Origin of the sequence: Pseudomonas sp. HLMP (genome assembly GCF_046365545.1) — a bacterium.
GTDB lineage: Bacteria > Pseudomonadota > Gammaproteobacteria > Pseudomonadales > Pseudomonadaceae > Aquipseudomonas > Aquipseudomonas guariconensis_B.
In genome coordinates this window covers 3,605,494-3,621,567 of record NZ_JBDLLR010000001.1, presented here as the reverse complement: position 1 = coordinate 3,621,567, position 16,074 = coordinate 3,605,494, and the positions used below count along the sequence as shown (strand labels likewise).

6 protein-coding genes are annotated in these 16,074 nt (G+C 66.1%); 5 read left to right on the top strand and 1 reads right to left on the bottom strand.

What is annotated here, in order from left to right; genetic code table 11:
• Positions 1–64: 64 nt before the first annotated feature.
• From ABFA30_RS16650 to ABFA30_RS16640, 3 genes are all read left to right on the top strand, one after another.
• Positions 65–748 (top strand): response regulator transcription factor, encoded by a 684-nt coding sequence (locus ABFA30_RS16650; protein ID WP_225789867.1) that lies wholly within the window; start codon positions 65–67, stop codon positions 746–748.
• Positions 745–2,061: an ATP-binding protein gene (locus ABFA30_RS16645; protein ID WP_225789866.1), complete on the top strand. Its 1,317-nt coding sequence runs from the start codon at positions 745–747 to the stop codon at positions 2,059–2,061. Before ABFA30_RS16650 ends, ABFA30_RS16645 begins: the two co-directional genes overlap by 4 nt.
• A 167-nt stretch (positions 2,062–2,228) precedes the next feature.
• Complete coding sequence (locus ABFA30_RS16640) at positions 2,229–3,620, top strand: aspartate aminotransferase family protein (protein ID WP_225789865.1); 1,392 nt, start codon at positions 2,229–2,231, stop codon at positions 3,618–3,620.
• A gap of 37 nt (positions 3,621–3,657) precedes the next feature.
• On the opposite strand, the gene ABFA30_RS16635 is transcribed toward ABFA30_RS16640, so the two are convergent.
• Positions 3,658–4,629, bottom strand: coding sequence for a siderophore-interacting protein (locus tag ABFA30_RS16635; RefSeq protein ID WP_225789864.1), 972 nt, complete (start codon positions 4,627–4,629; stop codon positions 3,658–3,660).
• A gap of 178 nt (positions 4,630–4,807) precedes the next feature.
• On the opposite strand from ABFA30_RS16635, the gene ABFA30_RS16630 reads away from it, so the two are divergent.
• Positions 4,808–12,712 carry an amino acid adenylation domain-containing protein gene (locus ABFA30_RS16630; RefSeq protein ID WP_410045692.1) on the top strand — a complete coding sequence of 2,635 codons (7,905 nt, stop codon included), beginning with the start codon at positions 4,808–4,810 and terminating at the stop codon, positions 12,710–12,712.
• 25 nt (positions 12,713–12,737) lie between these two features.
• Positions 12,738–16,064, top strand: coding sequence for an amino acid adenylation domain-containing protein (locus ABFA30_RS16625; protein WP_410046049.1), 3,327 nt, complete (start codon positions 12,738–12,740; stop codon positions 16,062–16,064).
• Positions 16,065–16,074: the final 10 nt, after the last annotated feature.

Genomic DNA, 16,074 nt, shown 5'->3' with positions numbered 1-16,074 from the left:
ATAATCCCCCCTTAATCCCCCCACTGTGCAATGCAAGCCAAGCTTCCCCACTGGAGAACCTCCCATGCACGTACTGCTCTGCGAGGACGACGACCTGATCGCCAGCGGCATCTGCGCCGGCCTCGCCGCCCAGGGCCTGACCGTGGACCGGGTGGCCAGCGCCGGTGCCGCGCGGGCGCTGCTGAAGGCCGCGCAGTTCGACGTGATGATCCTCGACCTGGGCCTGCCCGACGAAGATGGCCTCAGGCTCCTGCGCCGCCTGCGCCAGCAGGGCGAGACCCTGCCGGTGCTGGTGCTCACCGCCCGTGACGCGATCACCGACCGGGTCGATGGACTGCAGGCCGGCGCCGACGACTACCTGCTCAAGCCCTTCGACCTGCGCGAGCTGGCCGCGCGCCTGCACACCCTGCTGCGCCGCGTGGCCGGACGGGCGGTGAACGTCATCGAGCACGGCCCGTTGCGCTACGACCCCAGCAGTTGCGAGGCGACTCTCGCCGGCCAGCCGGTGGACCTGTCCCGACGCGAACAGGCGCTGCTCCAGGCCCTGCTGCAGAACCCCGGCCGGGTGCTCTCCAGCGAACAGCTCAAGGACTGCGTCTACGGTTTCAGCGACGAAGTCGAGAGCAACGCCCTCAACGTGCATATCCACCACCTGCGCCGCAAGCTCGGCAACAGCATCGTCGAGACCGTGCGTGGCCTGGGCTATCGCCTCGGGCCGGCCCAGGCCTCCCAGGAGACCACCCCATGAGCCTGCGTGCACGCCTCTCGCTGATCCTGGGCAGCGCCTTCGTCATCATCTGGGTGCTCGCCGCCGCGTGGATGCTGCGCGACCTGCGCCAGCAGATGATGTTCTCCCTCGACCAGCGCCTGGTGGCCTCGGCGCGTATGGTCGCCGGCTTGATCGACCAGTTGCCGCAGCCGCTGACGGCCAAGGGCGAAGACGCACATTTTTCTGCCGACCAGCTCAGCGTGCCGGACGGCATGGCCTGCCAGGTCAGCTCCCTGCGCGGCGAAATCCTCGCCAGCAACCACAAGCACGACGGGGCCATGGACGACCAGAGCAGCGGCTTCCGTGACCAGTCCATCGATGGCGCGTCCTGGCGCACCTTCACCTACAACCATGGCGATGTGCGCATCACCACCGCCGATCGCCACCTGGAGCGCGAGGCGCTCAACCGTTCGATCCTCCTGGCAGCCTCGGCGCCGGTGCTGATGGCCCTGCTCGGCAGCCTGGGGCTGCTGTGGATCGGCGTCGGCAAGGGCCTGGAGCCGCTCAACCGGATGCGTGACGCCCTGCGCCGGCGCCGCGCCGACAGCGTCGAGCCGTTGCAGGTGACCGGCATGCCCAGCGAACTCCAGCCGCTGCTCGAGACGCAGAACCAGTTGTTCCTGCGCATCGCCCAGACCATCGAGCGCGAACGGCGCCTGACCGACGACGCGGCCCACGAGCTGCGCAGCCCGCTGACCGCGATCAAGACCCACCTGCAAGTCGCGCGCATGACCGACGGCACGGTTCGCGAGCAGGCGCTGGAACACGCGGAGCAGGGGGCCGATCGTATGCACCGCACCCTGGAACAGTTGCTGATGCTGGCCCGGGTGGAGGGTAGCCTGTCGTTCGAAGATGGCGTGCAATGCAGCGCCGAGCAGGTGGCGCGCCAAGCGGTGCAGGATGCTGGCGGAGGCGACAACCGGCGCATCGTCCTGCGCCTGCCGGAGGAGGCTGCCCAGGTCTACCTGGGCATGCCCGCGCCGCTGGCGGTAGCGGCCTTGCGCAACCTGCTGGACAACGCCCTGCGCCATGGCGGCGATACCGCCGTGGAGCTGGAGGTGCAGGCGGCCGACGGGCAGGTGGGCTTTTTGGTTCGCGACCATGGGCCGGGCATCGCCGAGGAGGACCTGCAGCACCTGACCGAGCGTTTCTGGCGCCATGGCCAGAGTGGCGGCTGTGGCCTGGGCCTGGCGATCGTCCAGGCGATCGTGCAGCGCTGTGCTGGCAGCCTGCGCTTCGACAGCCGCAGCGATGGGCTGCGGGTATGGCTGCAGGTGCCGGCGCGTCACTGACGGTGTCGCGCCCCTTCGCGGGCTTGCCCGCGAAGGGGCCACACAAATCCTGTAACAACTGCTAAATCCTCGCCCCGCTGAAGCGTTTTTCAAGCGATGACAACCCGACACACATCCGGCTCCAGGGGCGTGGCGGGCACTTTCGCTTGCTTGCGAGGATTTTTCCGATGTCGACCGCTTCCAGCCTTGCCCAGGTCCTGCCGGCCACTGCGCCGCAGGCGCTGTACGAATTCGAGGATTCACCCCTGTTGCAGCGCCAGCAGCAACAGGAATCCAACGCCCGCAGCTACCCCCGGCGTATTCCTCTGGCCCTCAAGCGCGCCCGTGGCATCCATGTCGAGGATGTCGAGGGCCGTCAGTTCATCGACTGCCTGGCGGGGGCGGGGACCTTGGCCCTGGGCCACAACCACCCTGTGGTGATCGAGGCGATCCAGCGCGTGCTGGCCGACGAACTGCCGCTGCACACCCTGGACCTGACCACGCCGGTCAAGGATCGCTTCGTCCAGGACCTGTTCGGTGTGCTGCCCGAGGCACTGCGCCGTGAGGCGAAGGTGCAGTTCTGTGGCCCCACCGGTACCGACGCCGTGGAGGCGGCGCTCAAGCTGGTGCGCAGTGCCACCGGGCGCAGCACGGTGCTGGCATTCCAGGGGGCCTACCATGGCATGAGCCAGGGCGCGTTGAGCCTGATGGGCAGCCATGGCCCCAAGCAGCCGTTAGGTGCCTTGCTCGGCAACGGTGTGCAATTCATGCCGTATCCCTACGATTACCGTTGCCCGTTTGGCCTGGGCGGCGAAGCCGGGGTCAAGGCTGGCCTGCATTACCTGGAGAACCTGTTGCTCGACCCTGAAGGCGGTGTACCGCTGCCGGCAGCGGTGATCCTGGAGGTGGTGCAGGGCGAGGGCGGGGTGATCCCGGCCGATATCGAATGGCTCAAGGGGGTGCGCCGTATCACCGAGCAAGCCGGGGTGGCGCTGATCGTCGACGAGATCCAGAGCGGCTTCGCCCGTACCGGGCGGATGTTCGCCTTCGAGCACGCCGGCATCGTCCCGGACGTGGTCACCCTGTCCAAGGCCATCGGCGGTAGCCTGCCGCTGGCGGTGGTGGTCTACCGCGACTGGCTGGACACCTGGAAGCCAGGTGCCCATGCCGGTACGTTCCGTGGCAACCAGATGGCCATGGCTGCGGGCTCGGCGGTGATCGGCTACCTGGTCGAGCACCGCCTGGCCGAGCATGCCGAGGCCATGGGGCAGCGCCTGCGTGAGCACCTGCTGCGGTTGCAGCGGGATTATCCGCAACTGGGCGATATCCGTGGTCGTGGCCTGATGCTCGGGGTCGAGCTGGTCGACCCGCAAGGCCGGCCCGATGCCTTGGGTCACCCTCCGGTCAACCGCGAACTGGCACCGAAGATCCAGCGCGAGTGCCTCAAGCGGGGCCTGATTCTCGAGCTGGGTGGGCGCCATGGTGCGGTTGTGCGTTTCCTGCCACCGCTGATCATCAGTGCCGATCAGATCGACGAGGTGGCGCAGCGGTTTGCCGAGGCGGTGACGGCGGCGGTCTGATCGTACCCTGGGGCTGCCGCGCAGCCCCAGGTATCGCTCATTCGAACGAGCGTCCCCTGCGCCAATACCCCATCAGCGTCAGGCATGCACGATCAAGGTGCCGAACATTGATCAGGTGCCGACGAATCCGCATCACAGTGGCCGATTCCCCGGCCACCCAGGCATAGAAATCACCCCGTCGGGCTTTTGCCAGTTCCCAGGGGCGTCGTTGCTCAATGTCGATTTCCTCCAGAAGGCACGCTTTGTTCGGGGCCTGCATGATCGGCAAGTCGGCCAACTGCTCGACGGCCTGCAGCAGGGCGGTGCCGTGGGTGCTGCCGAGCACATCTCGCGGTAGCCAGTGCAGGTGGGTGTCGCGGGGGCAATCCAGGCTCAGGCAGTCGGCTTGCAAGGGGACTTCGACAAAGGCCTGCACCAGGGGTGGTTGCGCGCTTGCGGCCAGCTCTTCGAGGATGCTGGCGATGGCTGGCAAGGCCGTTTCGTCGCCCACCAACAACACGTGGTTTACGCCGGCAGGCGGGTTCCATTCATGGCCGCCTGGGTCTTTTCGGTAGGCCAGGTCGGGTGCCAGCATCTGCAGGCGATCGCCGCTGCGGGCCTGGGCCGCCCAGGCCGAGGCAGGGCCGTTGACACCATGCATGACGAAGTCGATATCCACCTGCGCCTCGGGGCGGCGTAGGGCGCGAATGGTGTAGGTGCGCATTGGCGGTCGCGAGGCCTCCGGCAGTTGTTTGCGCGCTTCGTTCCAGTGGCTGTCGTGGGGCAGTGATGGCAGGCTGCCGTCGGCGGCGGGGAAGAACAGTTTTACCCGCTGGTCGGGCCCGGCGCATTGCATGCTGGCGACATCGGGCCCGGTAAACACCAGGCGGCAAAGCGAGGGGCTGAGTTCGATCTTGTGCAGCAGTTGCAAGTCGAACATCCGGTAGGCGCTGGGTTTTTGCGCCAGGCCGCTGGTCAGCCTGCGAAGGCCCCGCTGCATGGCACTGGCGAGAGAGGAAGAGGTGGACATGGCAGGTCCTTTGGCATCGGGTTCACCGATTGGACGAACCCTGCGCCGGCCAATTTAGCGGCTGTATGGGCCCGCTCGGCTTGCACAGGTGGGGTAGCGCTAATTTTTCCGGCCTGGGTTCGTTCTATAGGGACGACCTGTCATCGGGTCATTCAATCCACGCTCCGGATGCCAAGAAATGAATGCTGAAGACGCCCTGAAACTCGCTCGCCGGTTCATCGGTCTGCCCGTGGAAAAACGCCAGGTATTCCTGGCGGCGCTGCGCAAGGAAGGGGTGGATTTCTCCCAGTTCCCCATCCCGCGGAATGTAGAGGCCCAGGACCGTCAGGTCCTGTCCTATGCCCAGCAGCGGATGTGGTTTCTCTGGCACCTGGACCCGCACAGCGGCGCCTACAACCTACCGGCCGCGGTACGCCTGAAGGGCGCGCTCAATCGCCAGGCCCTTGAGCAGGCTTTCGCCAGCCTGGTCGAACGCCACGAGACCCTGCGCACGGTGTTCCGCCAACAGCCGGACGATAGCCTGTGCCAGGTTCCCTGCGAGCAGGCGTTGACCATTGCCTGGCGCGACCTGGGCAAGCTGGCGCCCGAGCAGCGCGAGGCCGAAGTGGCGGCCGAGGCCGAAGCCCAGGCGCAGCAGCCGTTCGATCTGGCCCAGGGCCCGCTGCTGCGGGTGCGCCTGCTGCGCCTGGCCGAACAGGAGCACGTGCTGCTGCTGACCCTGCATCACATCGTGTCCGATGGCTGGTCGATGACCGTGCTGATCGATGAGTTCTGCCGTTTCTACGATGCCCATGATCAAGGCGGCCAGCCACAGCTGGCGGCGCTGCCGATACAGTACAGCGACTATGCCCTGTGGCAGCGTCGCTGGCTGGAGGCGGGCGAGCAGCAGCGCCAACTGGATTACTGGATGGCGCAACTGGGTGACGAACATCCGGTGCTGGAGTTGCCCAGCGACCATCCGCGCCCGGTACAGCCGACCTACCAGGGGCGCCGCCACGAACTGGCCCTGGATGCACAGTTGGTCGAGCAGATGCGCGCACTGGCCCGGCAGCAGGGGGTGACCCTGTTCATGCTGATGTTGGGGGCGTTCAACATTGTCTTGCATCGCTACAGCGGCCAGGGCGACCTACGTATCGGCGTACCCATCGCCAACCGCAACCGTAACGAGACCGAGGGCCTGATCGGCTTCTTCGTCAACACCCAGGTATTGCGCACCCGGCTCGATGGCATGACCTCGGTGGCTGAGCTACTGACCGATATCAAGGCCGCCTCCATGGGCGCGCAGGATCACCAGGACCTGCCGTTCGAATGCCTGGTGGACGCCCTCAAGCTCGAGCGCAGCCTGAGCTACAACCCGCTGTTCCAGGTGATGTACAACCACCAGCCGGAAGTGGCCGACGTCACCCGCCTGACAGTGGGCAAGGGCCTGGAACTGGGCGTCATCGAGTGGGAAAGCCGCACTACCCAGTTCGACCTGAGCCTGGACACCTACGAGCAGGGTGGCCGCTTGAATGCCGCCTTCACCTACGCCTGCGACCTGTTCGAGGCGCCGACCATCGAGCGCCTTGCCCGGCACTGGCTGACTGTGCTGCGGGCGATGGTCGCCAACCCGGCCCAGCGTATTGGCGAGATCGCCCTGCTGGACCAGCAGGAATACCGCCAAGTGGTCGAGGGCTGGGGCCGCAACGAGGCCCAGTACCCCAACGAGCTGACCGTGCATGAGCTGTTCCAGGCCCAGGCTGCGTGTGCGCCGGATTCGCTCGCGCTGATTTTCGACGGTCAGCAACTGACCTACGGCGAGCTCAATGCTCAGGTCAACCGCCTGGCCCGCACCCTGGTCGAGCGTGGTGTGGATCGCGAAGTATTGGTGGGCATCGCCCTGGAGCGCGGCCTGGACATGGTGGTCGGCCTGTTGGCAGTGCTCAAGGCCGGTGGCGGTTACGTGCCGCTCGATCCCCAATACCCGGCCGACCGCCTGCAATGCATGATCGAAGACAGCGGCAGCCGCCTGATCCTGACCCATGACGGCCTGCTGCAGCGGCTGCCGCTGCCCCAAGGCGTGCAGACCCTATGCCTGGATCGCGACGAGGCCTGGGTGCACGGCGACGACAGCGACCTGCCCAACCGTGCCTTGCCCGACAACCTGGCCTACGTCATGTTCACCTCCGGCTCCACCGGCCGGCCCAAGGGCGTCGGTATCAGCCACCGTGCGCTGGTGCGTCACGCCCATGTGTCGTTGGGCTTCTTCGAGCTGAGTGCCGCCGACCGGGTGCTGCAGTTTGCCACCTTCAACTTCGACGGTTTCGTCGAGCAGCTCTACCCGGCATTGATCTGCGGTGCCTCGGTAGTGATCCGTGGCAGTGAGATCTGGGACAGCGAAACCCTTTACCGCCAGTTGATCGAGCAACGCATCAGCGTGATGGACCTGACCACCGCTTACTGGCACATGCTGGCCAAGGAGTTCGCCGCAGTCGGTCCGCGTGACTATGGCGTGCTGCGCCAGGTGCACGGTGGTGGCGAAGCGATGCCACCTGAGGGCCTGCTGGCCTGGCGCCAGGCTGGCTTGGGTCATGTACGCCTGCTCAATACCTACGGTCCCACCGAGGCGACGGTCACCGCCACTACCCTCGATTGCGACGATTATGTGCACGGCCAGCGCCCGATCCCACTGACCCTGCCGATCGGTGCCGTCCTGCCGGGGCGCAACATCCTGGTACTGGACGACAACGGCTTGCCGGCACCGGTGGGTGTGGTCGGCGAACTGGTGATCGGTGGCGAGTTGTTGGCGCGTGGGTACTTCCAGCGCCCGGGTTTGAGCGCCGAGCGCTTTATCCCCGACCCGTACAGCGGTGTTGGTGCACGCCTGTACCGCACCGGCGACCTGGCTCGTTTCAATGCCGAAGGGGTGATCGAGTACGTCGGCCGAATCGACCACCAGGTGAAAATCCGCGGTTTCCGCATCGAGCTGGGCGAGATCGAAGCACGCTTGCTGGAGCGTGACGAGGTGGCCGATGCCCTGGTGCTGGCATTGCCGGGGGCCAGTGGCCTGCAACTGGTCGGCTATGTGGTGCCGGCCGAGCGCGAGCTGGTCGACGCGGATCTGGCCACCCAGGCCGCCCTGCGTGAAGCCATCCGCAGCGGCTTGCAAGAGCAACTGCCCGACTACATGGTGCCTGCGCAGTTGCTGCTGTTGGCTCGGTTCCCCCTAAGCCCCAACGGCAAACTCGACCGCAAGGCCCTGCCACGCCCCGACGCCAGTCAATTGCAACACAGCCATGTGGCGCCCCGCACTGCGTTGGAACAGCGAATCGCAGCCATCTGGCAGGATGTGCTCAAGTGCGCGCAGGTCGGTGTCACCGACAACTTCTTCGAGTTGGGCGGCGACTCGATCATGTCGATTCAGGTGGTCAGCCGTGCCCGCCAGGCCGGCTTGCTGTTCAGCCCCAAGGACCTGTTCCAGCACCAGACCGTACAGGGCCTGGCCAGCGTCGCTCGCCTGGGCGATGACGTTGTGGTGATCGACCAGGGGCCGGTGACCGGGGCCCTGGGATTGCTGCCGATTCAGTACGATTTCTTCGCTCAGCCCATACCCGCCCGCCATCACTGGAACCAAGCGTTGCTGCTGCAGCCGAAGCAGGCGTTGCAGGTCGATACCTTGCACCAGGCCCTGGCATCGCTCGTTACCCATCACGACGCACTGCGCTCGCGCTTCGTGGTGCAGGACGGGGGCTGGCGGGCATGGATTGCCGAGCCGACCGCGAGCGATGACGACCTGCTGTGGCTGCGCGAGGGCGTGTCCCTTGAACGGCTTGGCGAACTGAACACCCAGGCACAAGCCAGCCTGGACCTTGTCAAAGGGCCATTGCTACGTGCGGTGCTGGCGACCCTGGACGATGGCAGCCAGCGCCTGTTGCTGGCCATTCACCACCTGGTGGTGGACGGGGTGTCCTGGCGCATCCTGCTGGAGGACTTGCAGCACGCCTACACCCAGTTGCTGCAGGGGCGACCGGTACAGTTGCCGGCCAAGACCAGTTCGACCCAGGCTTGGGCCGAGCGCCTGACTGCATTGGCGCAAACCCCTGCCATGCAGGACGAACTGGGCTACTGGGCCGGCGTGTTGAGCGATGCCCCGCTCGACCTGCCGTGCGATCGCCCGCAGGGCAGCCTGCAAAGCCGTCACCGTCAGGTGGTCCGCGGCCGTCTCGATCGCGAGGCCACCCGCCAACTGCTGCAACAGGCGCCCGCCGCCTACCGTACCCAGGTCAACGACCTGTTGCTCACCACCCTGGCCCGCACCCTGCGTGGCTGGACTGGCCATGCCGACGCGCTGATCCAGCTCGAAGGGCATGGCCGTGAAGACCTGTTCGCCGACATCGACCTGAGCCGCAGTGTGGGTTGGTTCACCAGCCTGTTCCCAGTGCGCCTCACCGCCCACGACGACCTGGCGGCCAGCCTCAAGGGCATCAAGGAACAACTGCGCGCCGTACCGGCCAAGGGCCTGGGCTTCGGTGTGCTGCGCTACCTTGGCCAGCAGCCGGTGCGGGATGCCCTTGCGGCATTGCCGCAGCCACGGGTGACCTTCAACTACCTGGGCCAGTTCGACGCCAGCTTCGACGACGGTGCGCTGCTGGTGCCGGCCCATGAAGGCGCTGGTGCTGAATTGAGCGAAGACGCGCCGCTGGGCAACTGGCTGGAGGTGGAGGGCCAGGTCTATGACGGCGAGCTGGAGATGCGCTGGACCTTCAGCGGCGAACAGTTCGACACCGCTACCATCGACCACCTGGCCGCCTGCTTCGATGAGCAGCTACGCGCCCTGGTCGAGCATTGCTGCCAGCCTGGGGTCATGGGCGTCACGCCGTCCGACTTCCCGCTGGCGGGCATCGACCAGGCTCAGTTGGATGCGCTGGACGTGCCGGCCAGCCAGATCGAGGATATCTATCCGCTGTCGCCCATGCAGCAGGGTATGTTGTTCCACAGCCTGCTGCGACAGGGCAGTGGCGAGTACATCAACCAGTTGTGCGTGGATGTCAAAGGCCTTGAGGTCGAGCGTTTCCGCGCCGCCTGGCAGGCAGCGATGGATAGCCACGACATCCTGCGCAGCGCCTTCGCCTGGCAAGGCGGTGGCCAGCAGTTGCAGATCATCCACCGCCACCTGCCGCTGGACTTCACCTGCCATGACTGGCGTGGTCGCGACGACCTGGCCGTCGCCCTGCGAGCGTTGGCCGAGCAGGACCGCGCCCGAGGCTTCGAGTTGTCGAGCCCCGGCCTGCTGCGCCTGACCCTGGTGCGCACCGGCGAGCATAGCCATCACCTGATGTTCACCAACCACCATATCCTCATGGACGGTTGGAGCAGCTCGCAGTTGCTGGGTGAAGTGATGATGCGTTATCACGGCCAGGCGTTCGAGCGCCCACTGGGGCGTTATCGCGACTACATCCAGTGGTTGCAGCAACGCGATGCCCAGAGCAGCGAGCGCTTCTGGAAAGAGCGCCTGGCGGCGTTCGAGGCGCCGACGTTGCTGGCCAAGGTGGGCGCCGAGCATGCTGGCGGCAGCGGCCACGAGCTGTTGCATCATGATTTGGATACGGCCTCGACCCAGCGCCTGAACGCCTTCGCCCGGCAGCAGAAAGTGACCCTCAACACCCTGGTGCAAGCCGCCTGGCTGCTGCTGTTGCAGCGTTACACCGGCCAGGATTGTGTCACCGTCGGCACTACTGTGGCCGGCCGCCCGGCCGACCTGCCGGGGGTAGAAAGCCAGTTGGGGCTGTTCATCAATACCCTGCCGCTGGCCGCCAGCCCGCACCCGCAGCAGACCGTGGCGCAATGGCTGCATACCCTGCAGGACCTGAGCCTGGCCATGCGTGAGCACGAGCACAGTGCGCTGTTCGAAGTGCAGGGCTGGGTCGGTCACAGCGGTGAGGCGCTGTTCGATAACATTCTGGTGTTCGAGAATTTCCCGGTCTCCGAGGCGCTGGAGCGTGGAGCATCGCAGGGCCTGCGTTTCGGCCCGGCCAAGCACAGCGACTTGACCAGTTACCCACTGACCTTAGGCGTGACCCTGGGCGAGCGGCTGGCGCTGCACTACAGCTTCGACCTGGCGCACTTCAGCGCCGAGCGCATCCGCCGCATCAATGGCCACCTGGCCCAGTTGCTCGAAGCTTTGGCGCAGGACCCGCAGCGCACCCTGGGCGAGCTGGACATGCTCGCTGTGTCCGAACAGGCGCAGGTGGTCGAGCAGTGGAACGCCACTTTCGTCGATTACCCGTCGGACACCTGCGTACACACCCTGATCCAAGCCCAGGCGCGGAAGACTCCGGACGCTGTGGCCCTGGTGTTCGGTGAGCGTCAGTTGAGCTACCGCGAATTGGACCAGCAGGCCAACCAGTTGGCTCACCAGTTGATCGAGCTGGGGGCGGGCCCGGACGTGCTGGTAGGCATCGCCGCTCAGCGCAGCCTGGAGATGGTCCTTGGCCTGCTGGCGGTGCTCAAGGCCGGTGCCGCCTACGTGCCGCTGGACCCGGAGTACCCACGCGAACGCCTGGCCTACATGTTCGAGGACAGCCGTATAGCATTGCTGCTGACCCAAACCGAGGTGCTGCCACAACTGCCGCTACCGGCGGGCTTGCACGCCCTGTGTCTCGACCGGCAGGCTCACCTGGGCTACCCGCTGAGCGCGCCTCAGGTACAGCCTGCGCCGGAAAACCTGGCCTACGTGATCTACACCTCTGGTTCCACCGGCAAGCCTAAAGGCGCGGGCAATCGCCACAAGGCTTTGACCAATCGCTTGTGCTGGATGCAGCAGGCCTATGGCCTGGATGCCACGGACGCGGTGCTGCAGAAAACCCCGTTCAGCTTCGATGTGTCGGTGTGGGAGTTCTTCTGGCCGCTGATGGTCGGTGCCCGCCTGGTGGTCGCGGCGCCGGGCGATCACCGCGAGCCGTCGCGGCTGGTGCGGCTGATCGAGCAGCAGGGCATCACTACGCTGCACTTCGTGCCGTCGATGTTGCAGGTGTTCTTGCAGGATGAAGGCGTGTCGCGCTGCACCAGCCTCACGCGCATCGTCTGCAGCGGCGAGGCGCTGCAGGTGGATGCCCAGCAGCAGGTGTTCGCCAAACTGCCGAATGCGGGCCTGTACAACCTCTATGGCCCGACCGAGGCGGCCATCGACGTGACTCACTGGACCTGCCGCGACGAAGGTCTGGACAGCGTGCCGATCGGGCAGCCGATTGCCAACCTGAGCACCTACGTGCTGGCCGACGATCTGTCGCCACTGCCAGCAGGGCTGGTGGGCGAGCTGTACCTGGGTGGCGAAGGGCTGGCGCGGGGCTACCACCGTCGCCCGGGGGTGACCGCCGAGCGTTTCGTCGCCAGCCCGTTCGCCACTGGCCAGCGCCTGTACCGCACCGGCGACCTGGCGCGTCAGCGCGCCGACGGGGTGATCGAGTACATGGGGCGCATCGACCATCAGGTGAAGATCCGCGGCCTGCGGATCGAACTGGGCGAGATCGAGGCGCGCCTGCTGGAGCAGCCTGAAGTGCGCGAAGCGGCAGTGCTGGCGGTCGGTACCGGTGCCGACATGCAGTTGGCGGCCTATGTGGTAGCGCATCAAGCAGATTCGGCGCAACTGGGCGAACAGCTCAAGGCCCGCCTGCGCACGCTGCTGCCCGACTACATGGTGCCTACCCACCTGGTGCAGCTGGCCAGCCTGCCCCTGAGCCCCAACGGCAAGCTCGACCGCAAGGCCCTGCCAGCGGTCAGCGCGGCGGTGAGCAGTGCGCAGTTCCGCGCCCCGCAGAGCGAACTCGAGCGCCAGCTGGCGCAGATCTGGCAGGACGTGCTGGGCCTTGAGCGGGTTGGCCTGGATGACGACTTCTTCGCCCTGGGTGGCCACTCGCTGCAGGCGGTGATGCTGCTGTCGCGTATTCGCGGTGCGTTCGGGGTCGAGCTGCCGGTCAAGGAATTCTATGAACTACGCCAGCTCGGACAGCTGGCGGCGCATCTGCAAGGTGATGCCGGTCAGGCGGCCGATGAGCTGGACCTGATCTTCGGCGCGCTCGACGAACTGGAGGAAAGTAATGCCTGAGCACAAGCAGGACCGTACGCAGGAACTGGTTGCGCGTCTGCGCAACCTTGATGGCGAGCGCCGTCGGCAGCTGTTTGCCAAGCTGGCCCAGGCCGGTGTCAATGTTGCGCGCCTGCCCATCGTGCCGGCCCTGGAGCAGGGGCCGCAGCCGCTGTCCTACGCTCAGCAGCGCCAGCACTTTCTGTGGCAGTTGGAGCCGTCGAGCAGCGCCTATAACATCCCGGCGGTGCTGCGCTTGAACGGCGCCCTCGACATGGCTGCGTTGCAAGCTGGCCTCGAAGACCTGGTGCGTCACCAGGGCAGCTTGCGCACACGCTTCGTCGAGCACCAGGGGCAGGTCTGCCAGGTGCTCGATGATGCGTTGCACCTGACGCTGGTGGTCGATGAAGTGGGCGCGAACGATGAAGTCGAGTCAGCCATCAAGGCGTACGCCGAGCGCTGCACCGCCCAGCCATTCGACCTGATGCAGGGCCCGCTGGCCCGGGTCAATCTGCTGCGTGTGGCGTCCGACGACCATGTGCTGGTGCTGACCTTGCACCACAGCATCGCCGATGGCTGGTCGATCAACGTGCTGATCGAGCAGTGGCTGGCCTGCTACGCCAGCCGCCTGCAAGGCCAGGTCGCACACCTGGCCGAGGCGCCGATCCAGTATGCCGACTATGCCGCCTGGCAACGTCAGTGGCTGGAGTCGGGGGAGGGAGACCGCCAGCTGGCCTACTGGAAAGACCAGTTGGGCGAAGCGCCTGAGGTGCTGACCCTGCGGACCGACCGGCCACGTCCGACCCAGGCCAGCCACCGGGGCGCGGTGCTCGACCTGAACCTTGATCCGGCCTTGCTGGAGGGGCTGAAGGCGTTGGCCCAGCGCCAGGATGTCAGTCTGTTCATGCTGTTGCTGGCGTCGTTCCAGGCGCTGTTGCATCGCTACAGCGGGCAGGCCGAGATCCATGTTGGCGTGCCGGTGGCCAACCGCAACCGGATGGAGACCGAACGGCTGATCGGCTTCTTTGTCAACACCCAGGTGATGAAGGCGCGCATCGACGGCCTGCAGCCTTTCGAAGCCCTTCTGGCGCAGGTGCGCGAGGCGGCGCAGCAGGCCCAGGCGCACCAGGACTTACCCTTCGAACAGCTGGTTCAGGCGCTGCACCCGGAGCGCAGCATGAGCCACAGCCCGCTGTTCCAGGTGATGTTCAACCATCAGGTCGCAGGTGCAGGCCAAGGCATGGCCCTGCCGTGCCTGGACGTGCAGCCGGTGCAGCGCGATGAACGCTCGGCGCAGTTCGACTTGAGCCTGGATACCGTCGAAACCGCCACGGGCCTTGTGGCTAGCCTGACTTACGCCACCGACCTGTTCGACCGCGTCAGCGCCGAACGCCTGCTGCGTCACTGGCAGAACCTGCTGTACGGGGTCGTGGCCAACCCGGTCGAACGGGTGCAAGCCTTGCCATTGTGCGATGCCAGCGAGTTGCAGCAACTGGTTCACGGCTTCAACGACACCTTCGTCGATTACCCATCGGGCACCTGCGTGCACAGCCTGATCGAGGCGCAGGCGCAGAAGACCCCAGACGCCGTGGCCCTGGTGTTCGGCGAACGCCAGCTGAGCTACCGTGAGTTGGACCAGCAGGCCAACCAGTTGGCCCATCAGTTGATCGAGCTGGGGGTGGGCCCGGACGTGCTGGTAGGCATCTGCGTCGAGCGCAGTATCGAAATGGTGCTGGGCCTGCTGGCAGTGCTCAAGGCCGGTGGCGCCTATGTGCCGCTGGACCCTGAATACCCGCGCGAGCGCCTGGCCTATATGTTCGAAGACAGCGGTATAGGGCTGCTGTTGACCCAGTCGCACCTGCGCGACCAACTGCCGGTGCCAGGTTCGGTGCGTGCCCTGAATGTCGACGAGCAGGGGCACTTCGCGTGTTCCGTCGAGGCCACCGGCGTACAACCGCAGCCAGAAAACCTGGCCTACGTGATCTACACCTCCGGCTCCACCGGCAAGCCTAAAGGCGCGGGCAATCGCCACAAGGCTTTGACCAATCGGTTGTGCTGGATGCAGCAGGCCTATGGCCTGGATGCCACGGACGCGGTGCTGCAGAAAACCCCGTTCAGCTTCGATGTGTCGGTGTGGGAGTTCTTCTGGCCGCTGATGGTCGGTGCCCGCCTGGTGGTCGCGGCGCCGGGCGATCACCGCGAGCCGTCGCGGCTGGTGCGGCTGATCGAGCAGCAGGGCATCACTACGCTGCACTTCGTGCCGTCGATGTTGCAGGTGTTCTTGCAGGATGAAGGCGTGTCGCGCTGCACCAGCCTCACGCGCATCGTCTGCAGCGGCGAGGCGCTGCAGGTGGATGCCCAGCAGCAGGTGTTCGCCAAACTGCCGAATGCGGGCCTGTACAACCTCTATGGCCCGACCGAGGCGGCCATCGACGTGACTCACTGGACCTGCCGCGACGAAGGTCTGGACAGCGTGCCGATCGGGCAGCCGATTGCCAACCTGAGCACCTACGTGCTGGCCGACGATCTGTCGCCACTGCCAGCAGGGCTGGTGGGCGAGCTGTACCTGGGTGGCGAAGGGCTGGCGCGGGGCTACCACCGTCGCCCGGGGGTGACCGCCGAGCGTTTCGTCGCCAGCCCGTTCGCCACTGGCCAGCGCCTGTACCGCACCGGCGACCTGGCGCGTCAGCGCGCCGACGGGGTGATCGAGTACATGGGGCGCATCGACCATCAGGTGAAGATCCGCGGCCTGCGGATCGAACTGGGCGAGATCGAGGCGCGCCTGCTGGAGCAGCCTGAAGTGCGCGAAGCGGCAGTGCTGGCGGTCGGTACCGGTGCCGACATGCAGTTGGCGGCCTATGTGGTAGCGCATCAAGCAGATTCGGCGCAACTGGGCGAACAGCTCAAGGCCCGCCTGCGCACGCTGCTGCCCGACTACATGGTGCCTGCCCACCTGGTGCAGCTGGCCAGCCTGCCCCTGAGCCCCAACGGCAAGCTCGACCGCAAGGCCCTGCCGACACCCGACAGCAGCCAGCGCCAGCAGGCCTACGTGGCGCCGCAGACCCCGCTGCAAGAGCAGTTGGCGCACGTCTGGCAAACCCTGCTCAAGCTCGAGCGGGTCGGTCTGCACGACAACTTCTTCGACCTCGGCGGCCACTCGCTGCTGGCGACTCAGATGATGATGCAGATCCGTCAGCAACTGGGCGTCGACGTGCCGCTCAAAGCCCTGTTCCAGACCGCCAGCCTGGAACAGTTCGCCGAGCAGGTGCAGCAGCTGCAAACAGACGTCCAGCCCGTTGAAGACGAGTTGGCTAAATCCTTGGAGGCCCTCAAACGTCTATCAGCACAAGAGCTTGAAAGTCTGATTTCCTAGTTTGGGGGTT

Coding starts and splice junctions, on each gene's coding strand:
- ABFA30_RS16645 (WP_225789866.1), top strand. CDS start 745: ATGAGCCTGCGTGCACGCCTCTCGCTGATCCTGGGCAGCGCCTTCGTC.
- ABFA30_RS16650 (WP_225789867.1), top strand. CDS start 65: ATGCACGTACTGCTCTGCGAGGACGACGACCTGATCGCCAGCGGCATC.
- ABFA30_RS16630 (WP_410045692.1), top strand. CDS start 4,808: ATGAATGCTGAAGACGCCCTGAAACTCGCTCGCCGGTTCATCGGTCTG.
- ABFA30_RS16635 (WP_225789864.1), bottom strand. CDS start 4,629: ATGTCCACCTCTTCCTCTCTCGCCAGTGCCATGCAGCGGGGCCTTCGC.
- ABFA30_RS16640 (WP_225789865.1), top strand. CDS start 2,229: ATGTCGACCGCTTCCAGCCTTGCCCAGGTCCTGCCGGCCACTGCGCCG.